Origin of the sequence: Krasilnikovia cinnamomea (genome assembly GCF_004217545.1) — a bacterium.
Taxonomy (GTDB): domain Bacteria; phylum Actinomycetota; class Actinomycetes; order Mycobacteriales; family Micromonosporaceae; genus Actinoplanes; species Actinoplanes cinnamomeus.
On the sequence record NZ_SHKY01000001.1, the window covers coordinates 2,083,252 to 2,104,788 of the forward strand.

General features: G+C 73.6%; 18 protein-coding genes. 8 read left to right on the forward strand and 10 right to left on the reverse strand.

Annotated features, from left to right (window positions below):
• Positions 1–16 precede the first annotated feature (16 nt).
• The 4 genes from EV385_RS09220 to EV385_RS09235 form a co-directional block, all read right to left on the reverse strand.
• Positions 17–3,466 carry an ATP-dependent helicase gene (locus EV385_RS09220; RefSeq protein ID WP_423203028.1) on the reverse strand — a complete coding sequence of 1,150 codons (3,450 nt, stop codon included), beginning with the start codon at positions 3,464–3,466 and terminating at the stop codon, positions 17–19.
• Positions 3,463–6,975 (reverse strand): ATP-dependent helicase, encoded by a 3,513-nt coding sequence (locus tag EV385_RS09225; protein WP_130513179.1) that lies wholly within the window; start codon positions 6,973–6,975, stop codon positions 3,463–3,465. The genes EV385_RS09220 and EV385_RS09225 overlap by 4 nt, the downstream gene beginning before the upstream one ends.
• A gap of 112 nt (positions 6,976–7,087) precedes the next feature.
• A complete protein-coding gene (locus EV385_RS09230; protein ID WP_130509093.1) occupies positions 7,088–7,633 on the reverse strand; it encodes an LOG family protein in 546 nt (181 codons plus the stop codon).
• Between the two features lies 1 nt (position 7,634).
• A complete protein-coding gene (locus EV385_RS09235) occupies positions 7,635–8,405 on the reverse strand; it encodes an LOG family protein (RefSeq protein ID WP_130509094.1) in 771 nt (256 codons plus the stop codon).
• A 193-nt stretch (positions 8,406–8,598) separates the two neighbouring features.
• Here EV385_RS09235 and EV385_RS33830 point away from each other — a divergent pair, with 193 nt between their 5' ends.
• The gene (locus tag EV385_RS33830; protein ID WP_165449330.1) at positions 8,599–8,775 is read left to right on the forward strand and encodes a hypothetical protein; all 177 of its coding nucleotides are present in this window, start codon (positions 8,599–8,601) and stop codon (positions 8,773–8,775) included.
• Between the two features lie 39 nt (positions 8,776–8,814).
• On the opposite strand, the gene dapE is transcribed toward EV385_RS33830, so the two are convergent.
• Positions 8,815–9,888, reverse strand: coding sequence for a succinyl-diaminopimelate desuccinylase (dapE, locus tag EV385_RS09240; protein WP_130509095.1), 1,074 nt, complete (start codon positions 9,886–9,888; stop codon positions 8,815–8,817).
• 77 nt (positions 9,889–9,965) lie between these two features.
• Here dapE and dapD point away from each other — a divergent pair, with 77 nt between their 5' ends.
• The 3 genes from dapD (at position 9,966) to EV385_RS09255 (ending at position 15,030) form a co-directional block, all read left to right on the forward strand.
• Entirely contained in the window at positions 9,966–10,913 is a 948-nt protein-coding gene (gene dapD / locus EV385_RS09245; protein ID WP_207229785.1) for a 2,3,4,5-tetrahydropyridine-2,6-dicarboxylate N-succinyltransferase, read from the forward strand.
• Between the two features lie 123 nt (positions 10,914–11,036).
• A complete protein-coding gene (locus EV385_RS09250; protein WP_130509096.1) occupies positions 11,037–13,742 on the forward strand; it encodes an alpha/beta hydrolase in 2,706 nt (901 codons plus the stop codon).
• Between the two features lie 124 nt (positions 13,743–13,866).
• Positions 13,867–15,030 carry a helix-turn-helix transcriptional regulator gene (locus tag EV385_RS09255; RefSeq protein WP_423203029.1) on the forward strand — a complete coding sequence of 388 codons (1,164 nt, stop codon included), beginning with the start codon at positions 13,867–13,869 and terminating at the stop codon, positions 15,028–15,030.
• Positions 15,031–15,687: 657 nt separating this feature from the next.
• Here the strand turns inward: EV385_RS09255 and EV385_RS09265 are convergent.
• Complete coding sequence (locus EV385_RS09265) at positions 15,688–16,215, reverse strand: P-loop nucleotide/nucleoside kinase family protein (RefSeq protein ID WP_207229786.1); 528 nt, start codon at positions 16,213–16,215, stop codon at positions 15,688–15,690.
• Positions 16,216–16,282: 67 nt separating this feature from the next.
• Between EV385_RS09265 and EV385_RS09270 the strand changes: the two genes are divergently transcribed.
• From EV385_RS09270 to EV385_RS09285, 4 genes are all read left to right on the forward strand, one after another.
• Entirely contained in the window at positions 16,283–17,134 is an 852-nt protein-coding gene (locus tag EV385_RS09270) for an oxidoreductase (RefSeq protein WP_130509098.1), read from the forward strand.
• Between the two features lie 115 nt (positions 17,135–17,249).
• Complete coding sequence (locus EV385_RS09275) at positions 17,250–17,897, forward strand: hypothetical protein (RefSeq protein WP_130509099.1); 648 nt, start codon at positions 17,250–17,252, stop codon at positions 17,895–17,897.
• A 43-nt stretch (positions 17,898–17,940) separates the two neighbouring features.
• Positions 17,941–18,678 carry a class I SAM-dependent methyltransferase gene (locus EV385_RS09280; RefSeq protein ID WP_130509100.1) on the forward strand — a complete coding sequence of 246 codons (738 nt, stop codon included), beginning with the start codon at positions 17,941–17,943 and terminating at the stop codon, positions 18,676–18,678.
• 155 nt (positions 18,679–18,833) lie between these two features.
• The gene (locus EV385_RS09285) at positions 18,834–19,154 is read left to right on the forward strand and encodes a hypothetical protein (protein WP_130509101.1); all 321 of its coding nucleotides are present in this window, start codon (positions 18,834–18,836) and stop codon (positions 19,152–19,154) included.
• 19 nt (positions 19,155–19,173) lie between these two features.
• Here the strand turns inward: EV385_RS09285 and EV385_RS09290 are convergent, their stop codons facing one another.
• From EV385_RS09290 to EV385_RS09300, 4 genes are all read right to left on the reverse strand, one after another.
• Positions 19,174–19,914 (reverse strand): class I SAM-dependent methyltransferase, encoded by a 741-nt coding sequence (locus EV385_RS09290; protein WP_130509102.1) that lies wholly within the window; start codon positions 19,912–19,914, stop codon positions 19,174–19,176.
• Positions 19,911–20,558: a G5 domain-containing protein gene (locus tag EV385_RS09295; protein WP_130509103.1), complete on the reverse strand. Its 648-nt coding sequence runs from the start codon at positions 20,556–20,558 to the stop codon at positions 19,911–19,913. Before EV385_RS09295 ends, EV385_RS09290 begins: the two co-directional genes overlap by 4 nt.
• Positions 20,559–20,664: 106 nt before the next feature.
• Positions 20,665–20,817 carry a hypothetical protein gene (locus tag EV385_RS33835; protein ID WP_165449428.1) on the reverse strand — a complete coding sequence of 51 codons (153 nt, stop codon included), beginning with the start codon at positions 20,815–20,817 and terminating at the stop codon, positions 20,665–20,667.
• A gap of 128 nt (positions 20,818–20,945) precedes the next feature.
• Positions 20,946–21,476 carry a TIGR03086 family metal-binding protein gene (locus EV385_RS09300; RefSeq protein ID WP_165449429.1) on the reverse strand — a complete coding sequence of 177 codons (531 nt, stop codon included), beginning with the start codon at positions 21,474–21,476 and terminating at the stop codon, positions 20,946–20,948.
• Positions 21,477–21,537: the final 61 nt, after the last annotated feature.

Here is a 21,537-nt window from a genome sequence, read left to right on the forward strand (position 1 = left end):
GCCGAGAGCCCACCACTCAGGTTCCGGCCTCGGGGAGGTCGCCGATCAGCGCGGCGAGGGCCGTGGCGTCGGGTAGATCGGCCGGGCGCGCGGTCACCCCGTCGCGGACGTAGTGGAAGCCCGCCCGGACCCGCGACACCGGCACCCCGGCCAGCGCCGCCCAGGCGATGCGGTACGCGGCCAGCTGCACCGCCGCAGCCGCGGCTCCCGGGGGGGACGGGGGCCGCCCGGTCTTCCAGTCGATCACGTCGTAGCGGCCACCCGGATCGGCGAACACGGCGTCCATCCGGCCCCGGACCACTACTCCCGAGACCGTCGTGGCGAACGGCACCTCCACCTCGACCGGAGTACGGAGTGCCCACTCCGAGGCCAGGAACGCCGCCTGCAGCGCGGCCAGTTCCTCGTCGGCCGCCGCGTCGTCGTCGGCCGCGCCCGGCAGCTCGTCGACCTCGAGCAGCCGCACGGAACCGAACCGCTGCTCCAACCAGGCGTGGAACGCCGTACCGCGGCGCGCGTAGGGGGTGGGGCGCTGCGGCATCGGGCGGCGCAGTGAACGGGCGAGCGCCTGCGGGTCCCGGCGCAGCACGACCAGCTGGGAAACCGACAAATGGGTCGGCACGGCGACTTCAAGCGGGCCCTCCCGGTGCTCCTGGGCCGCCTGCTCGGCCAGCAGCAGATCCGCCTCGCGCCGCCACCGCGCGACCTCCGGATCCGCCGGTTCCGTCTCGGGCCCGTCCACGCGATCCGCCTGCGCCGTCACCGCCGCTGGCTCCGGCCCCGCGAACTCCGTCCCGGGCGATGAACCCGGACCGGCGAACTCCGGCCGGGGCGATGAACCCGGGTCGGCGATGAGGCGGCGGATCAGGTCGGCCGCCGCTGCCATCGCGGGCCGCCGGGCACCCAGCGGGTCGGCGGGCCACTCGGCCGTGGCGACGAGCCGCCCCTGCGGATTCTCCGCGTCGCCGACCGGCTGCGGCGCCCAGGCGTCGACCACCCCGGCGCCGCTCTCGCAGGCGTCCCGAATCTCCTCCAGGAACACCGACGGGCCACGCGGCCGTTTCACCCCGTCACCCCACCAGAAGCCGGAACAGAGCAGCAGGCGGCGGGGCCGGGTGATCGCCACGTACGCGAGCCTGCGCTCCTCCCGCTCGTCGTGCTCGCGCCAGGACCGGCCGAACTCGGTCAGCGCCGCCATCGCCTCCTTCTGATCACCCGCCGCCGCCAGGTCCAGCCGCGGCAGGCCGTCGGCGTCGCCGCGCAGCGGGAACGGCAGCACCCCGATGCCGCGCAGGTAGTGGTCGGAGCCACGGATCGTGCCGGGCCAGGTCTCCTTGGTCAGCCCGGCGACGGCGACGACGTCCCACTCCAGTCCCTTCGCGGCGTGGGCGGTGAGGATCTGTACCGCGCCCTCGACCACGTCGACCTGGCCCGGGGTCAGCCCGCGCTCCTCCTCCTCGGCCGCGGCCAGGAACGCCAGGAACCCGGCGATCGTGCCGCCGTCGGTCTCCGCGGCGTACCGGGCGGCCACGTCGCCGAGCGCGTCGAGGTGCCCGCGAGCCAGCCCGGCGTCCCCCGCCGCCCAGCCGCGCACGGCGACCTCCACGTCCAGCCCGATGGTCCGTTCGATGTCGGCGACCAGGTCGGGCAGGGGCTGGTCGAGGCGGTGCCGCAGCTCGCTGAGCTCCCAGCTGTACGCGCGCAGCCGGGCGTACCCGTCCGGCGAGTACTGTTCCGGCGCGCCCAGATCCGCCATCGCCTCGACCAGGGTGGCGTCGTCGAGCCGGTCGGCCACCACGTCCTCGGGCCGCTCCCCGTCCGGGCGCGGTCCCGTCGCGGCCGTGGCCCGGGCGGCGGCGATCGCCCGCGAGCGCCGGTGCAGGGCCACGAGGTCACGCGGCCCGATCCGCCACCGCGCGCCGGTGAGCAGGCGCAGCAGCGAGGCGCCGTCCGTCGGGTCGGCCAGCACCCGCAGCGTGCAGACCACGTCGCGTACCTCGGGGGTGTCCAGCAGGCCACCGAGGCCGACCACGTCGACCGGCAGCCCACGGGCGCGCAACGCCTCCTCGATGACGGGGATCTGGCTGCGCACGCGCACCAGCACCGCGCTGGTCGGGCGCCGTTCGAGGGGGATCTCGGCCGCGTGCGACTCCGGCATCCCGGCCGCGGCACGCCACGCGGCCAGCACACCGTCGGCGATCCAGGCGGCCTCGTCGGCGTACGTGGGCAGCAGCGCGCAGGCCACGGTACGGCCGCCGACCCGCGCGGCCACCCGGGGCGCCGGAACCAGCTCGGCGACGCGCGCGCCCGCCGCCCGTAGCGGCGTGGACAGGGCGTTGGCCACCCGCAGGATCTCCGGCCGGTTGCGGAAGCTGCGGGTCAGGTTGAGCACCCCGGCGGGCCGTCCGCCGGGCCCGGTGAACTCGGTGGGGAAACGGTCCAGGGTGCCCGCGGACGCGCCCCGCCAGCCGTAGATGGACTGGCAGGGGTCGCCGACCGCGGTGACCGGGTGGCCGCCGCCGAACAGCGCGTTCAGCATCACCACCTGGGCGTGGCTGGTGTCCTGGTACTCGTCGAGCAGGACGATCCGGTACCGGCCGCGCTCGATCTCGCCCACCTCGGGATGGTCGCGGGCGACCCGCGCGGCGCGGGCCATCTGGTCACCGAAGTCCAACGCCGCGAGGTCCAGCTTGCGCTGCTCGTACGCCCGGACCAGCGGCAGCAGCGTGAGTCGCTGCCCCTGCCGCTGCAGCATCTCCGCCACGTCCCGGTAGACCCGCCCGGGCAGCCCCTGCACCTCGGCGACGAACCCCTGCGTCCACTCCTCCAGCTCGTCGGCGGTGACCAGGTGTTCGGCCAGTTCCCCGGCGAGCGCGAGCACATCGTCGGTCACCGTGCCCGGCGCCCGGTTGAGCCCGGTCATCTCCCCGGTGTACGTGCGCACCAGCGAGTCGACGATCTGCCAGCGGGCGGCCTCGGTGAGCAGCCGCGCCGACGGCTCGTACCCGGCGCGCAGGCCATGCTCGGTGACCACCCGCGCCGCGTACGAGTGGTACGTCGCGACGGTCGCCTCGCCCGTGAACGCCTCGTCGCGGCCGAGCCGCCGCACCAGTTGCCCGAGCCGGGTACGGATGCGGTGCGCCAGCTCCCCGGCCGCCTTGCGGGTGAAGGTCAGGCCGAGGATCTCGTCCGGGTGGGCGTACGAGTTGGCGACGAGCCAGACCACCCGCGACGCCATCGTCTCGGTCTTGCCGGATCCGGCGCCCGCGACCACCAGCACCGGTTCGACGGGCGCCGCGATGATCTCGGCCTGCTCGGGGGTGGGCGGGTGCAGCCGCAGCAGCCGGGCGAGTTCCAGCGGCGTGAACCGGGGACCGGAGTCGGCCTGCCGCGGCCGCCGGGGCGGCACCTCGGGGAGCAGGCCCGGTTCCCGCCCCGGCCGGGCCGACGATTGGCGCGGCCGCGTCACGTCGCCGCCTCCGGCGGGGGCTCCACCACCTGGCGTCCCTTGCCGGAGACGGGGCAGGCGGTGCGCACCGGGCACACCCGGCACTTCGCGTTGACCACGGCGGAGAACGTCGCCGCTGCCATCGTGTCCGCGGTACGCCGGACCATCGCGTATGCCCAGTCCGGGTCCTCGGCCTCCGCCAGCGGGGCCTGCATCTGCTCGCGGGCCTCCTTGCCGGGGCCGAGCTGCACCAGCGCCGCCCCGCCGCTCTCGGACCCGTAGTCGGCGAACGCCCCCGCGTCCACCGCCGCCTGGTACCCGGCGAGCTGCGCGTGCTCGTCCACGTCGGACGCCGTGACCGCGGTCGACTTGCCCGTCTTGAGGTCGATCACCACCAGCCGGCCGCGCTCGTCGACCTCCAGCCGGTCCACTCGCCCGGTGAGCTGGATCGGCCGGGTCGGGTCGTCCAGCCGGACCGTGAACTCGTGCTCGATCGCCAGCAGGCGGCGCGGGTTGCGGGCCAGCCAGCGCAGCAGCTTGTCGACCATGGCCTGCGCGCGTTCCTGTTCCGGACCGGCCAGCCAGCGCGCGGCCAACTCGATCGCGTCGAAGCGCGCGGCGACGTACTCGACGAGTTTCTCCCGCTCCGCGTTGGCGTCCTCGGCCAGCATCGCGGCCGCGTGCACCAGGTTGCCGACCCCTTGGGCCGGACCGGGCGGCGCCGCACCGCCGTGGCGTTCCAGCAGCCAGCGCAGGCTGCACCGCAGCGCGCTGTCCATCGCGGACGGCGTGACCTTCACCGGGCGGCCCTCGTCGACCAGCGGCCGGTCGTCCGAGAGCGGACGCAGCCCCCACCACTGGTCGGGATGCGCGCCGGGCACTCCGGCGCGGGCCAGGCGCGCCAACTCGGCGGCCGCGGCCTGCCGCCGGGCCGGGGTCGACCCGGCCGCCACGACGACGGTACGCAGCTCCGCCACCAGCGCCGCCAGGGTGAGCGCCCGCGGCGCCCGCCCCATCGGCACCACCTCGCCGTCCCCGTCAGCGCGCGTGAACGCTGGATCTTGGTCGGAAACAGCCCCTCCGGGGGCCGAAACTGACCAAGATCCGGCGGACCCAGCGGGGCCGGTCGAGCGCGCCGGGATGTCGGGGCGAGACAGGGTGTCGGGTGGGGGCGACGAGATGTCGGGTGGGGGCGGCGGGGTGTCGGGGGGAGGCGGGGCGGCGTCGCCACGGTCGTCGGGCAGCGCCAGCTCGGACAGGAAGCGGCTGGGCTGTTCCTCCCCGTCGGAGCCGCCCACACCGGCGGACGCCACGGCGGTCACCACGAGCCGCCGCCGCGCCCGGGTGGCGGCCACATAGAACAGTCGCCGTTCCTCGTCCAGCAGCGCCGAGGTCTGGCCCGCCACGGCGGCGGCACCGGCGACCGCCCGCCCCGCGAGGACGTCGACGAACCGCTCCGAGCCGAGCAGGCTGCCGCGCAGCCGCAGATCGGGCCAGATGCCCTCCTGCACACCGGCCAGGACGACCACGTCCCACTCCAGGCCCTTGGCCGCATGCGCGGTGAGCAGGCGTACCGCGTCGCCACGGTCGCCGCTGGGCGCGATCGAGTCGGCCGGCAGCTCCTGGCCGAGCACGTGGTCGAGGAAGATCTCGGTGCGGGCGCCGGGCAGCCGGTCGGAGAACCGGGCGGCCGCGTCGAACAGCACGACCATCGCGTCGAGATCCCGGTCGGCGGCCGCCGCACGCCACTGCCGCGCCTGCTCCCCCTCCCCGCCCCACGCGGCCGCGGCCCCTTCCGGCGCGGGGGGTGCCGTGCGGGCGCTCAGCGCGGACCAGCGTTCGGCCAGGCCGCTGGCCTGCCACACCGACCACAACACCTGCTCCGCGCTCGCGCCGGGCGCCGCGGCGGCCTCCCGGGCGGTGGCCAGCAGCCGGGCGACGTTCTGCGCCGGAACGGCCCAGCGCCGGTCGACCACGTCCAGGGCCGCCGGATCGCGTACGGCGTCCAGCAGCAGGTCGCCCGAGGGTCGCCGGTCGCCCGCGGCCAGGGCCAGCGCCCGCAGCCCCTGGCGGAGCCGGCGTTCGGCCAGCGGATCGGCCCCGCCCAGCGGCGAGTGCAGCAGCGCGACCGCGGCCTCCTCGTCCAGGGCGGCGGGCTCCAGCGCGCAGCGCAGCAGCAGCAGGAACGGGGCGACCGCGGGCTGCAGGTGCAGCGGCAGATCCTCGGCGTGGGTCACGGTCGGCACCCCCGCCGCGGCGAGGGCGCGTTGCAGCGGGGGCAGTTGCAGCGACGTGGAGCGCAACAGTACGGCCATCCGCGACCACGGGACGCCGTGCAGCAGGTGCGCCTCGCGCAGCACGTGGGCGACGTACGCGCTCTCGGCGGTCGGCGACCGGAACGTCCGCACCACCGCCCCCGGCTCCGGCCCGGTACCGGCCGTCTCCGCCTCGTCGCCGGTGGGCGGGAACAGCGGGCGGTGGCGGATCGGCCCGCGCATCCGGCGCGCCACCCGGCCGGTGGCCGTCAGCAGTTCGGGGGCCGCCCGGTAGCTGGTGTGCAACGTGACGGTCCCGGCGGCGGCGCCCGCGGCGCTCACGAACCGGTCCGGGAAGGCGGCCACGACGCCGGGGTCGGCGCCCCGGAAGCCGTACACCGAGGAGTCGGGGTCGCCGAACGCGACCAGCGGCTTGCCGCCGCCCGCGACCTGGGCCAGCAGCTCGATCTGGGCGGGGTCGGTCTCGGCGAGCTCGTCGACGTACACGTACGCGAGGCGGCGGCGCTCGGTGGCCAGCAGGGCCGGGTCGTCGGCCAGCAGCCCGGACGCGGCGCGGACCAGCTCGGCCGGGTCGTACGCGGTCGAGCCGCGCGTGGTGACGTCGCGCAACGCGAGCACGGCCACGTACTGCCGCAGGAAGCGGGCGGCGGCGGGCCAGTCGTCGCGCCCCAGGCGTTCGCCGAGCCGGGCCAGCTCGACCGGGCCGACGCCCCGCTCGGCGGCGCGCTGCATGAGGTCGCGCAGTTGCTGGGCGAACGCCCGGGTGGGCAGCGCGGGCCGCAGCGCGGGCGGCCAGCGCACGTCGTCGGGCGCCTCCTCGTCACCCACGGCGGCCAGCAGCTCACGGATGATGAGGTCCTGCTCGGGGCCGGTGAGCAGCCGGGGTGAGGGTTCGCCGCGTTCGGCGGCGGCGCGGCGGAGCAGGCCGAACGCGTACGCGTGGAAGGTGCGCACCAGCGGCTCGTGCAGGATGCGCCCGGGCACCCGCGCGATGCGCGCCTCGATGCGGTCGCGCAGCGCCGCCGAGGCGCGCCGACCGAAGGTGAGTACGAGGATCCGCTCGGGGTCGACGCCCTCGGCGACGCGGGCCGCGACGGCCTCCACCAGCGCCGTGGTCTTGCCCGTCCCGGGGCCGCCGACGACGAGCAGCGGCCCGCTGGTGTGCGCGACGATCCGCCCCTGCGACGGGTCGTCCCGCAGCGGCGCCGGCGCCACGGCGGGACGCCGGACCAGCCGGTACGCAGGGCGGCGCACCGCGCCACCACCGACGCGGGCGCGGACGGCGGCGCCCGGGACCGACGCCTGGGTGCTCACGGCGTCAATGAGACCACGCGGGTACGACGCCGCCCCCGGTCAGCCCGACCGTTCAGGCGATGGCCGCCTCGATCGCGTCGAGGGCGGCGGGGATAGAGTCGGCCACCGTGATCTGTTTCAGGGCGGCCCAGCGCATGAACTCCGTTCCGGCGAGCCCGGCCAGCCAGTTCATCAGGCCCTCGTAGAAGCCCTCCGGGTCGAGCAGCACGATCGGTTTGCGGTGCAGGCCGAGGGTGGCCGTCGTCCAGACCTCGAAGAGTTCGTCGAGGGTGCCGAGGCCGCCGGGCAGGGTGAGGAACGCGTCCGACCGTTCGATCATCAGGTTCTTCCGGGCGCCCATGTCGCCGGTGACGATCAGCTCGTCGGCGGCGACGTCGGCCACCTCGCGGTCCATCAGGGCCTGCGGGATCACGCCGAGGGTGTGCGCCCCGCCGTCGCGGGCCCCGTCGGCGACGGCGCCCATCATGCCGACGCAGCCGCCGCCGGAGACCAGGCCGTGGCCACGGCGGGCGAGTTCCCGGCCGGTGTCGCGGGCGAGGTCGAGCCAGCGCTGGTCGAGGCTGGTCGAGGAGGCACAGAAGACGCAGATGGCGGCCACGTCACTGGGTTCCGGACAGCGCGGCGTCGGCTTCCACGATGAACTGGACCGCCTCGTCGACGTCGTCGGTGACCTGCAGCAGGTCCAGGTCGTGCGGGCCGAGTTTGCCGTCTGCCTGCGGCCCGGCGCGCAGCCAGTCGATCAGCCCGCTCCAGTAGTCGCGGCCCATGAGGATGACCGGGAACCGGGTCACCTTCTTGGTCTGCACCAGCGTGATGGCCTCGAACAGCTCGTCGAGCGTGCCGAAGCCGCCGGGCAGCACGACGAACGCCTGGGCGTACTTGACGAACATGGTCTTGCGGACGAAGAAGTAGCGGAAGTCGATGCCGATGTCGACCCAGTCGTTGAGGCCCTGCTCGAAGGGCAGTTCGATGCCCAGGCCCACGGACATCCCGCCGGCCTCGGTGGCGCCCCGGTTCGCGGCCTCCATCACGCCGGGGCCGCCACCGGTGATCACCGCGTACCCGGCCTCGGCGAGGGCCGCGCCCAGATCGGCGGCGAGCTCGCATTCGGGGCTGTCGGGTTTGCTGCGGGCGGAGCCGAAGACGCTCACGGCCGGGGGCAGGTCGGCCAGGGTGTCGAAGCCCTCGACGAACTCGGACAGGATGCGCAGCGCGCGCCAGGCGTCCTTGGTCTTCCATTCGCTGCGGTGGTGCGAGTCGAGCAGTTTCTCGTCGGCGGTGCTCGGGGGGATCGACTCGCGCCGCAGTGTCACGGCACCCCGGTGACGCTCCGGAGGCGTCCCCCGCCGCCCGTCTGTGCTGTCCGTCATGGCACCCACCGTAGTTCGGACGGTCAGGACCGGTGAATAACCGGGCGGGTTTCGACAAGACGATTGCGGCGCCGAAGGCTTTTTGCCAGATTGAAGCAACGGACGGTAGCTCTGCGGCGTCTGTACAGTCACGAACCCCACGGCAGCCACGGCGCCCCGACCGCGGTCGGGCATCCGGGCAGAGGGAGCCACCGTGATCCGTTACGAGCGCGCGAAGATGCAGCGCCGCATGCAGCGGCGCATCCGCCTGGTGGTCGAGGAACGGCGGATGGCGTTCGCGCAGCGGCCGGGGACCGTCGCGGTCGACCCGGACGCCACGTTGGAGATTCCGCAGCGCGCGATCGGCCGGGTGCGCATCCCGCGCCCCTGACACCGACCAGCGGGCCGGCCTGTGTCCGGGGCCAGCCGCCTACCGGGGGGCGAGCCAGCGGTGCAGGGTCGCCGCGCCGTCGCGGATCTTGCCGATCTCCACGTGCTCGTCCGGCGCGTGGGCCAGCAGCGGATCACCCGGCCCGTAGTTGAGCGCGGGCACCCCGAGGGCGGCGAAGCGGGCCACGTCCGTCCAGCCCAGCTTGGCGGCCGGTTCGGCGCCGACCGCGGCCAGGAACTCGCGGGCCGGTGCGGCGGCCAGGCCGGGCAGCGCGCCCGGGGCCGAGTCGGTCTGCTCGACGTCGTAGCCCTCGAACACCTCGTGTATGTGTTCCAGAGCCTGCTTTTCCGTACGGTCGGGCGCGAAGCGCAGGTTGACCTCGACGCTGCACTCGTCGGGAACCACGTTGCCCGCCACGCCGCCCGCGATCCGGACGGCGTTCAGCCCTTCACGGTACGTACATCCATCGATGGTGACCGTGCGCGGGCGATAGTCCTCGAGCCGCCGCAGCACCTCGCCCGCCGCGTGGATCGCGTTGACCCCCCGCCAGGAGCGCGCGGTGTGCGCCCGCCGCCCCGTGGTCCGGATCCGCGCCCGCAGGGTGCCCTGGCACCCGGCCTCCACCACCCCGTACGTCGGTTCCAGCAGCACCGCGAAGTCCGCGGCCAGCCACTCCGGGTGGGCCTCGGAGACCAGGTTGAGGCCGTTGTACCTCGCCTCGATCTCCTCGGCCTCGTAGAAGAGGTAGGTGATGTCGTAGCAGGGGTCGGGCAGGGTGGCGGCCAGGTGCAGGGCCAGCGCGACGCCGGACTTCATGTCCGAGGTGCCGCAGCCGTAGATGAGATCGTCGACCACAGTCGACGGGAAGTTGTTGTTGAGCGGGACCGTGTCGAGGTGCCCGGCCAGCACGATCCGCCGCTTGCGGCCCAGGTCGGTGCGCGCCATCAACGTGTGGCCGTGCCGCTCGGTGTGCAGGTGCGGCGCCTGCCGCAGCACCTCCTCGACACAGTCGGCGATGACCTTCTCGTTGCGGGAGACCGACTCGATGTCGACCAGGGCCCGGGTGAGCACGACCGGGTCGACCAGGACGTCGGGGCTGAGCGGGTTCGCCATACGCGGCACGATACCGGCCGGTGGTGAATCCACCGGGCCGTGCCAGGTCGGAGCCGGCCTTTAGTAGGGTGCGCCTCGTGCACACGGACATCTCCACCTCGCCTGCCTGGGGCATCGGCCTCGCCACCGTCACCGCCGAGGGCCAGGTGCTGGACACCTGGTTCCCGCCCGGCTTCCTCGGCCTGGGCGGCGAGCCCGCCAACGCGCCCGCGCTGCCCGCGGGCCTGACCGGCCCCCGGTTGCTGCCGGGGGTGTCGACCGTTGAGGTACGGGTCACAGTCGGTTCGCTGGCCGACCCGATCAAGGGAGCTTCCGACGCGTACCTGAGGTTGCACCTGCTGTCGCACCGCCTGGTGCGGCCCAACGAGCAGAATCTGGACGGCATCTTCGGCGCCCTGGCGAACGTGGCCTGGACCTCGGCGGGGCCGTGCCCGGCCGACCGGGTGGAGGAGCTGCGCCTCATCGAGCGCGCGGCGGGCCGCCACCTGTCGGTGTACGGGGTCGACAAGTTCCCCCGGATGACCGACTACGTGGTGCCCTCCGGGGTGCGCATCGCCGACGCGGACCGGGTTCGCCTGGGCGCGCACCTGGCGTCGGGCACGACCGTGATGCACGAGGGGTTCGTGAACTTCAACGCGGGCACGCTGGGCACCTCGATGGTCGAGGGCCGCATCGTGCAGGGCGTGGTGGTGGGCGACGGCTCCGACATCGGCGGCGGCAGCTCGATCATGGGCACCCTGTCCGGGGGCGGCAAGGACAAGATCCGCATCGGTGAGCGCAGCCTGCTCGGCGCGAACGCCGGGGTGGGCATCTCGCTGGGCGACGACTGCGTGGTCGAGGCGGGCTGCTACATCACCGCAGCGTCGAAGATCGCGCTGCCCGACGGCCGGATCGTGAAGGCCCGGGAGCTGTCCGGGTTGGACAACCTGCTGTTCTGGCGCAACTCGCAGTCGGGTGCGCTGGAGGCCCGCCCCCGCAAGGGCACCGGCATCGAGCTGAACACGGCCCTGCACGCCAACGACTGAAGCCACGTATCGTCGCGCGCCCCCGGCCGGTTATCGGCCGGGGGCGTGCGTGGTTAGAGGACTGTCGACCGGTTTGCCCGCCTCGACTACACACGAGGGCGTGTGTATAGAAGAGAGGCGATAATGCGGAGAACGATCGTGACCGCCGGGCTGGCGGCGGTGCTGGTGCTGGGCACGGGGGCGCAGGCGTGGGCGGACCCACCCGAGCCCCCCACGGCGGCGCACCTGCCGTCCGGGTGGTCCTTCGAGGACGGCAGGCTGACCTGGCAGGCACCTCGGCGGGTGCCGATGGGTGACGCGGCCGTCGAGTTCTACTCCGGCGACCGGCTGCTGGGGCGGGCCCGGCCGCACCGGGGCGACCGTACGTTCACGCTCGACGTCGGTGCCGTCCCGGGCCTGGACGGCCTGCAGGTCCGCTCGGGTGGCCGGCGGCTCGACGCGGCGGCGCCCGAGTCCCGGCTGCGCAACCGCAGCGCCCCACCCCCGCGGCAACTGCCGCCGGGCCCGGCCGCCGCGGTCGACCCGGGCCGCCCGGGTCCGTACGCGACGGTCACCGGCGAGTACGACCTGCCCGGCGTGAAGCTGCCCGACTTCCGGGAGAAGGTGGAGATGCGGGCGGTGGTGGTGGCCCCCAAGGGCGCGCCCGGTAGGCGCCCGCTGGCGCTGCTGCTGCACGGGCGCCACTACACCTGCTTCCAGGGCAAGGACGAGGACAAGGTGAGCGGCGACTGGCCGTGCCCCGCCGGCACCGAGTCGATCCCCAGCCACCGCGGCTACCTGCAGGCGCAGAAGCTGCTGGCCTCGCAGGGCTACGTGACCGTGTCCATCTCGGCCAACGGCGTCAACGGCCAGGACTGGGCGGCCGAGGACGGCGGCGCCCAGGCCCGGTCCTCGCTGGTCCGGCTGCACCTGGCCCACTGGGCGGACTGGGCGGGCGGCGGCCGCGGGAAGGCCCCCGCGGTCGTGCGCTCCGCGCCGCCCGCCGACCTGTCGAAGGTCCTGCTCATGGGCCACTCGCGCGGCGGCGAGGGGGTCAATCGGGCCGCCCTGGACAGCCTGTCCCCGCCCCCGGCGGCCCGCGACGGATACCCCGGCAAGGTGCGCTGGACGATCCGCGGCACGCTGCTCATCGGCCCCACCATCTTCGGGCAGAATCCCACCCCGGACGTGCCGTCGGCCACGATCCTGCCGGGCTGCGACGGCGACGTCTCCGACCTGCAGGGCCAGATGTACGTGGACGCCACGCGCGGGGTCGGCGGCGGCCGGGCCCTGCACAGCGCCGTGTACGTCGTCGGCGCCAACCACAACTTCTTCAACACCGAGTGGACTCCCGGCCAGGCGGCCGCCCCCGCGTGGGACGACTACTCCACCGAGGACGACCCGCTGTGCTCGGCCGGAAAGCCGACCCGGTTGACCGCCGGGCAGGAGCAGACCGTCGGGGCGACGTACCTTGCGGCCGCCGCGCGGCTGTTCGTGACGGGCGACGACCGGGTCCGGCCGCTGCTCGACGGCTCCGGGCTGCGGGCGCCGTCGGCCGACCCGGCGCGGGTGTTCACCCACGCGCTCGGCGGGGCCCGCACCCCGGTGCTGGTGCCGGAGGAGAAGACGAAGGTCAGCGGTGCCCGGGTGTGCGCGCAGTCGACCGACGAGGCCGCGGACGCCTGCCTGGACCCGCAGACCGTCTCGGCCACGTCGCCGCACTTCGTGCCGTTCGTGGTGCCCGAGGCGGGCCGGTACGCGGTCCGGCTGGACTGGTCGGCGCCGGGCAGGCAGGCGACGGTACGGCCCGCGCGTCCGGTGTCGCTCGGCGGCGCACGGCAGCTCGCGTTGCGGATCGTGGTCGCGCCCAACACCACCGGGACGCCGTTCGCGGTGGCGGTGACGGACCGGGCGGGCAAGCGTACGGAGCTGGGCACGGTCACGGTGGACGGGCTGCCCGGTTCGGACTCCTCGGCCGCCTACTGGGGCCGGGAGGTCAGGGTGGCGGTCCCGGCCGGGGTGCGCGACGTCGCGGCGCTGCACCTGACCCCCAAGCAGGGCTCCGGCGCGGCGTTCCTGGTGGACGCGTGGGCGTGGCGGCCGGGCTCACCCGCGCCGCGCCCGGCGGCGCTGCCGCGCGTCGACCTGGGTTCGCTGACGGTGAAGGAGGGTGACAAGGGCAGCAGGACGTACACGATCCCGGTGCGGGTGTCCGGGCGCGGCTCCGGCGCGGTGCGGCTGTTCCTCACCGACCCGCTCACCTATAAGCCGACCTCCTGGGTGGCGAAGGTCAAGCCCGGCACCCGCAGCATCCGGGTCCCGATCAAGGTCAAGGGCAACACCCGGTACGGCGAGGATCGCGAACACACCCTGAACGCCAAGGCGGTACGCGGGCTGGTGGTCGGCGGGTACGTCGGCGCGCTGAAGGTCCGCGACGACGATCCGCAGCCGAAGGTCACCGTGAAGCCGGTGCGCGACAAGGTGGCCGAGGGCGGCACGCTGTCCTGGAAGATCACCTCGTCGGCCCCGGCCGACAGTCCGCTGTTCGTGCAGTTCGTGCCGAGGCCCCCGGCGGCCGGTGCGGAACTGTCCAGCACGGACGTCGACTCGGAGTGGTTCATCACCAACTCGGGCGAGGAGCCGGAGCCGTCGCGGCCGCTGTCGGGTACGCAGCTGCAGCCGTACGTGGTGCTCGACGCCGGGGTGACCTCGGCGGAACTCACCGTGCCGACGGTCAAGGACGCCACGAAGGAGCCCGAGGAGCATGTCGAGTTCGCGGCGGGACTGCTACCCCGCGAGTTCGGCGACCCGATTCCGCTCGGCACCCTGACGGGCAAGGTCACGCCGTAGCACAGGCGGGCGGGGCGGCGTGTGTCGCCGTCCCGCCCGCCTGCGCTTGTCCTGACGGCTGAACGTCGACCGGGTAGCGTTGCTCGCGCAGTCGAGCCTCTACCCCTTGGGACGTGGTGATCGGATGCTGTCGGAGTTCGCCGAGATGCTGCGCCGGCTGCGCACTGCGCGGGGTATGTCGGTGCGGGAACTCGCCGCCATGGCCCACGTCGGCAAGTCACACGTACACGACCTGGAGACCGGCCGCCGTGGTCCCACGATGCGCGTGGCCCGCAGCCTCGACCAGGTGCTCGGCGCCGCCGGGCGGCTAACCGCAGCCATGGCCGCCGAGTCCGAGCCCACCGACGCTGCCGAGGTCGAGGCCGTCGAACTGGCCCGGCGGGTATCCGCGTCCGATCTCGGCAGTGAGACTCTCGACCGACTCGAACAGGCCGCGGACGAACTCGCCATGGCCTATGCGGCCACGCCGCCTGATCAGCTGCTCGTCCGTGTCCACCGCCACCTCGGCTATGTCGCATCGCTGCTCGACGCGAGGAAGACCCTCGAACAGCACCGGCGGCTGTTGGTCGTGGGCGGCTGGCTGGCACTGCTGCGGGCGACCGTGCACGTCGACCTGCGACAGGACCCGGCCGCACATGCCTTCCTGCTGACCGCCGAGCAGTTTGCCGGGCAGGCCGGTCACTCGGAGATCGCCGCATGGTGCCTCGAAACCCGAGCCTGGCACGTGTTGACCTCTGGCGACTTCCGCACTGCGGTGCAATTGGCCCAGCACGCCCAGGCGGTCGCGCCACGCGGTGGATCAGCGCTGGTCCAGGCGACCGCTCAGGAAGGGCGGGCGTGGGCGCGACTCGGCGACCGTGAGCAGACCCGCCGAACGCTGGACCGAGTGGAGCGCATGGCGGACAGCCGTCCGGCGCCGGATCACCCCGAACACCATTTCCAGTACGACCCTGGCAAGGCCCGCTCGTACGCGGCGACGACGCTCGCGTGGTCCGGCGATCCCGCCGCCGAAGGACTCGCCCGCGAAGTCATCGCCGAGCTGGAGGTTGCCGGTGGCCGCCCGCGTCGCGTGGCGACGGCCCGGCTGGATCTCGGCTTGGCATTGGTCGCCGCCGACCGGCCGGACGAGGCCGCGACTGTCGCCGCCGAGGCGATCGCGTCCGGGCGGATCGCGCCGTCGAGCTGGTGGCGTGCACGTGAAGTCGTCGGCCGGGTCCGGCTTTCCGGTGTGCGTGAGGGCCGCGACCTACGCGACGCCTACGAGACGTTTCGGCCCGCCCAGTCCTGACCTGCCTGCGCCTGTCCGCGGACAGTCTCCGGGCGGCGCGGACACCGCACCCCTTCTCCGGCTGTGATCCGCCGGTGACGATCGGCGTGAGGGCGGGCGCCCCGTACCCGCACCGTCGGATGCGCCCCGCCACAGTCGATCGAGGAGGCGGGTTTCGTGCCCCAACGGCGCAGAAGATGGCCGCTCACACGATGGTCCGAGCAGCGGCGACAGGCGGCGCTCAACGCTGCAGCGGCCGCCGAGACGGCCGAGCAACAGGCCGCACGGCGGCGGTTGCTGGAGCAGGCAACCGCACGGCTGGCGGTAAGGCCGTCGCCTGCTTCCGACCGGGCGGAACCGGACCAGCCGCTGCCAGGTGCCGTCCACGTCGCCCGCTCGCGGCGAGTAGCGCGTTGAACGACGAGCACATCGAAGAACGCCCGAGCTGGAGGTGCCGATCCTGTGGCGAGCCCTGGCCGTGCGACCAGGCCCAAGCGAACCTGGCCGCCACGTTGTCGCCCACGGCACTGCGCATCCACATGTGGATCCGGCTGGAGATAGCTGCCCAGGACATGCCCCAGGGCCTGCCCAGCGAGATGTTCGAGCGCTTCCTCCGCTGGACCGGCTGAACGCGACGATCCCCACCCACGCCGCCCCTAGCGTGCCCCGCTTTGCAGCTCAGAGCGGAGTTGGGCCAAGAGCCCGGCGGACGTCCGCGCACAGTGCGGGCAGGTCGACGCGACGGGTGGTGTCTACGCGCAGTACCGGTCCCAGCGCCAGCGGCTCGCCCCGCGCGGCCCAGTCGGCCCAGTCGGTGGCGAGCCGCTGCGCGTCGGCGTGCACGGCCGCGCGGCGCCGGGCCACGTACCGGGCGCGGGCCACCTCGGACGGCACGTCACACCACACTTCGACCGCTGCGGCGGCTCCCGCACCGAGCAGTCCCGCGCGGGCGTGCTCGAGATCGCGCGGCCGGAACCACCACGAGTCCACGACGACCGCCCCGGGGATGCGGGCGGCGAGCGCCCACACGGTCTCCATCGCCACCACACCCAGACCGGGCGGCACGACGCCGATCGCGCCGGCCAGCGCCTCCTTGATCCGGTCCTTGCTGAGAAACTCCGCCCCCAGACCCGAGGCCAGCGCTGGCCCCAGGGTGCTCTTGCCGGAGCCGGGCAGGCCGTTCACCAACACCACGTCGCGCGCCACAGCGGGCAGGATCGCACGTCTCCCGAGGCGGCGGCGCGATGCCCGAAATCGCCGTAGGGTTACCCGCATGACGGATTCATTCCCCCTGGGTGACCGCTCGGTCCACCGCGTCGGGTACGGGGCCATGCAGCTCGCCGGCCCGGGCGCGTTCGGGCCGCCCCGCGACCGGGACGCGGCGCTGGCCGTCCTGCGCCGCGCCGTCGAGCTGGGCGTCGACCACATCGACACGGCGCAGTACTACGGGCCGGGAGTGGTCAACGATCTGATCAGGGAGGCGCTGTACCCGTACCCGGAGGGGTTGGCGCTGGTGTCGAAGGTCGGCGCGGTCCGCGACACCGAGGGCCGGTGGTTGCCGGCACTGGCGCCGGATCAGTTGCGCGCCGGTGTGCACGACAACCTGCGGGCGCTGCGGGTGGACCGGCTGGACGTGGTCAACCTGCGGCTGATGGACGACGGGCAGGCGTTCGACGAGCAGCTCGAAACCATGATCGCGATCCGGGACGAGGGCCTGATCTCGGGCATCGGGCTCAGCAACGTCTCCATCGAGCAGCTCGTGCACGCGGTGCAACGCACCGAGATCGTCTGCGTGCAGAATCCGCTGAACCTGCTGGAACGCGCGTCGCTGCCGGTGCTGCGCGAGTGTGAGCAGCTGGGCATCGCGTTCGTGCCGTTCTTCCCGCTCGGCTCGGCGTTCGGCGAGGCGAACCGGCTGCTCACCCATCCGGGCGTGGAGGCGACCGCGGAGCGGCTGGGCGCGACGCCGTCGCAGGTGGCGCTGGCGTGGCTGCTCGACCTGGCCCCGAACGTGCTGCTGATCCCGGGCACGTCGTCGCTGTCGCACCTGGAGGAGAACGTGGCGGTGGCGCGGGTACGCCTGGACGACGACGCGCGCAAGGTCCTGGACGCCGTCCCCCTGTGACGGCCTGACCTGTCGAGCGCGCCGCGTAACCCACGCAACCGAAGCTCGTTGAGCCAGGTTTGGCGGCGTTCAGCCGGAACGCCACAAGCCTTGACCGGGGCAAGCGGGGCACCACATGGCAGGAACGATCAAGTCTGCTGAGGAGACGATACGGAGCCATCCGTGGACGGCCGGCTCGGCGATCATCGGAGCCCTCGCGCTTGTCGTGGCGGTTCTCGCCTACGTCAACGACCTGGCGGGCGACGCCGATGCCAGCGAGAAGGACGCTGTCGCGGCGTGCGCGCCCGTGCAGATGATCGAGGCCGGGGATTCCTCCACCAGGTTGCGCCCACCGGGCCAGGTATTCGTCGAATGGACCAGGTCTCCGACCCTTGCCGGACGCGTGTCCGCCTCGGTGAGGTGGGTCGACAACGATCCCCGAACCTCTTTCGGCCTGCTCGAGGTGACCGGACGGTACGGGGTTTCCCACCGCGATGACACACCCGTCCGGCTGGACGGCCGGGCCCTGCCCAGTCCAGGCATCTGCGGGCATTGGTATCGGCGCTACAACGACAAGGACGACGGCGAGCGAGGCGTCTTCTTCGACGGGTTGTGGGCTGACGAACCATATTGTTTCTCGCCGAACTCGTCCGCCGAGTGGACCGGCGTTAACAAGGCGCCGTTCCCGTCCGTCGGCGCTCCGCCGAAATGTGAAACAGCGCCCTGGAATGACGGTTGGGGCTCCGCCGACCGTCCGGGAGTGCCCCGCGACACGACAGAGTGAACCGCGAACGGCAACGCGACGGGGCGCGGCTACGGTCGGGAGCGTGGAAGGGCTCTTCGAGGATCTGGCCGGCGCCGCGGCGGGCGTACCCCTGACGGGTTGGGAGTTCGCCTGGCTGGACGGCCGCGCCATCGGCGCCGAGCCCTCGTGGTCCTTCCCGGACCTTGCCCGGCCGCTGGTGCGCCGCGCCCGCAGCCTGCTCGACCTCGACACCGGCGGCGGTGAGCTGCTGGCCGACCTGGCTCCGCTGCCCGCGCACACGGTCGCGGTCGAGGGCTGGCCGCCGAACGTGCCGGTGGCCCGGGACCGCCTGACGCCGTTCGGGGTGTCGGTGGTCACCGAGCTGCCCGGTGGCGAGGAGGAGTTCGACGTGGCGCTGAGCCGCCACGGCCGGCTGCCCGCGGCCGACCTGGCCCGGCTGCTGCTCCCGGGCGGCATCCTGCTCAGCCAGCAGGTCGGCAGCGACGACCTGGCCGAGCTGAACGCGGAGCTGGGCGCGCCGCCGCCACACGCCCAGCGGTGGGCGGCCGACGACGCGGTCGCGGCGCTGACCGCCGCCGGGCTGGAGATCACGGATGTACGCGAGGAGCGGCCGACGCTGACGTTCCGCGACATCGGGGCGGTGGTCTACCAGCTGCGTTCGGTGCCGTGGCAGGTCCACGACTTCACCCCGCAACGGTACGACCGGCAGCTGCGCCGCCTCGACGCGCTGATCCGCACGTACGGCGGCCTGACCGTGACCGCGCACCGCTTTCTGGTCCGCGCCGAGCGACCCGGATAGGCAACCGGGCAGCCCCCGGCCGGGTGACGCCAGGGGATCAGAATGCATCCTCCGATGCGGGTCGCCCGAAGGTGCACGGTATCCGGGACGGCCGCCTCTGACCCCGGCCGACACGGAGGGTCATTCTCTCAACGTGATTCGTTACGTTGGAGCTCATGGATCTCTCCACCTCCGACCTCCTGATCGGACTGGGTCTCATCGCCGTGGCCACCTGCGCCGCCAGCGCCGTGTACGCGCGCGTGCGCGCCAGCCGCCGGGCACCGTGGCGGCCCATGGCGTCCGCACACCCGGACCGCGCCACACCGATCGCGCGCTTGTACGGCACGGCGCAACCCGGCTCCCCGCAGGGGCATGCGCGGCACACGACGGAGTCACCGGATCAGTCCGGCCGCCACTTCGTGCGCGACGAGCTGCTGTACGCGAAGACGTACCGGATCGGCCCCGACCGGCGCGTGCGGGCGCAGACCCCGCGATGACACCCCGATCGGTCACCGTTCAGCGTGGGCGGTGACCGATCGCCAGCACCGTACGGATGTCCATGGTGATCCGCCCGCCCAGCCCGTCGATGGCGGCGGCCAGCCCCGCGAGGATCGTCTGCCGTTCGCGTTCCGGGCGCTGCCGGAACGGCGCAAACGTCTCGGTGAGCCGCAGATACCCCTGCGTCGTCAGCTCGGGATACCGGTGCCATTCCACGGCCCGCGCGTCGGCGAACAACCCGCTGCCCACGATGTCGTCGTACGCGAACCCCGCGGACCGCCGGGGAACCGCCTCCGGTCCGTCGACGGCCTGGTACACCTCGTCGATGGCGTGACTGGCCGCCGGGGCGGCGTACTCGAAGCGGTTGTGGAAGACGGCCAGCGTGCCGCCCGGCGCGAGCGCGTCGTGCGCCCGCCGGGCGCGGGTCGGCGGGTCCATCCAGTGCCAGGCGCTCGCGCAGGCCAGCATGTCGGCGCCGCCCGGCGGCGGTGCCCAGTCCTCGAAGCGGACCGCCTCCACCTGGACCTGCGGGAACTTCGCGGCCAGCACGGCGGCCATCCGCGTGTCCGGCTCGACGCAGGTGACCGGCGCACCGAGCCGCAGCAGCAGTTCCGTCCCCTGTCCCGTCCCGGCGCCGATGTCCACGACCGCGTGCGGGGTGCCGCCGTGATACGCGCGGACGGTGTCGAGCAGTTCCCCGGGGTATCCGGGCCGGATGTCGTCGTAGAGTGCGGCGACCTCGCCGAAGAGGGTGCTCATCCGAGCACTCTACGAGCGATGGACCCGATGATCCGCACGGTGCTCCGGTCACAGAGGACGGCGCCGCGCTTGCCGGTGCCGACCACGACCACGCGGGTCACGGGTCGCCGGGCGACGACGCTGCGGATCAGGCGCCGCTTCCCCGGGCGCCCCTCGGTGACGGTCACCCGGTACGTCAGCACCCGCACGCCAGCCCGGCCCTTCGTCCGGACCATCTTCTTGCCTTTCGGCAGCGACTTGTCGCGAACGGTCCGGGTGGCGTACGGGATCCTTCTGGTCACCGTGACCGTCCGGGTCCGCGCGACGCGGGTGGGCGACGGCTTCGCGGCGGGGAGCTTCCCCTCGGAAGCCTCGGGCTCGTTCAACGGCGGCACCTCGGCGAACCGGCGCGTCGAGGGCAGCGCCTCGCCGTCGCCGACCGAACCGTCGCCGACCGAACCGTCGCCAACCAAGCCGCCGCCGACCGAGCCGTCGCTGACCGAGGAGAGCCCGGCCACGGTGCCGATCACGCCGATGCCGCCGAGGCAGGGCAGCAGCAGCACGGTCATGACGAGCCCGGCCCGCTGCAACGGCGTCAGCTCGGCCCAGGGGCTCGGCGTTGTGCCCGATTGGCGGCCTGGATGGGCGGGTGTCTGGTTCGTCACTGGGTCAGTGTGAGCGCCCACCGCCGTCCGGAGATCGGCCGATCGGGCGAAGCCCGGCTGCGAAAGATCCGACTGCCTTAAGCCTCTTTCCCACCGGTTGCGGCGCTCAGTACCGCACCGTGCCGACGACCATCAGGCCACAGAAGAGAATCAGTAGCAGGACGGCGGCTACCACACCGACCTTCTGCCTGGTAGCGAGGTTGGACCAGCCGTTGTTGCCGGGCTGTCCGCTCCAGTTCGGACCGGTAGGGTTCGTCACGCGGTCCAGTGTCCCGGGCCCCCGCCGACGGGGTGGTCAGCCCTTCGGGCGCCCACCCCGCCGAAAGAGCCCATTCATTTAAGCCTCTTTCGTACGGCGGGTCGTCGGCCGCCGGGACGTGGCGCCGCTCAGCCGACCTTGCGCCCCAGGAAAGCCGCGAGGCGATCGAGTACGGGGGCGTCGTCGTCCACCGGCTCGGACGGCGCGAACGGGCCGTCCTGCTTGCGCACCAGCGGCAGCGCGGACCGGCTGAACGCCAACGCCTGCTCCACCACGTCGTCGGGATAGTCGGCGCGCTGGCCGGTGGCGCGGGCCAGGTCCCAGCCGTGCACCATCAGGTCGGCGAGCCGCAGATGCAGCGCGATCGTGGCGGGCACCTGGCCGAACGGCACCGTGACGACCTTGTCCAACGCGCCCGGCGCACGGAACGCGGCCAGCATCCGGTCGGCGCTGTCGCCGTAGCCCTCGGGCGTGCCGGTCTCACCGGAGAGCTGGGCGGCGAACAGCGCGTTGCCGCCGACGATGTGGGTAACCAGCGCGCGCACGTCCCACTCGGCGCAGGGGGTCGGGTCGGTCCACTGCTCCGGGGTGATGCCCGCGATCAGCCGGCCGGTCCGCTCCACGACGTCGGCGAGCTGATCGACGGTGGGCTCACTCATACTCACGCCTCCTTTATGGACATTCCGGGAGCATATAAGTACGACGATCCCTCGACGGCCG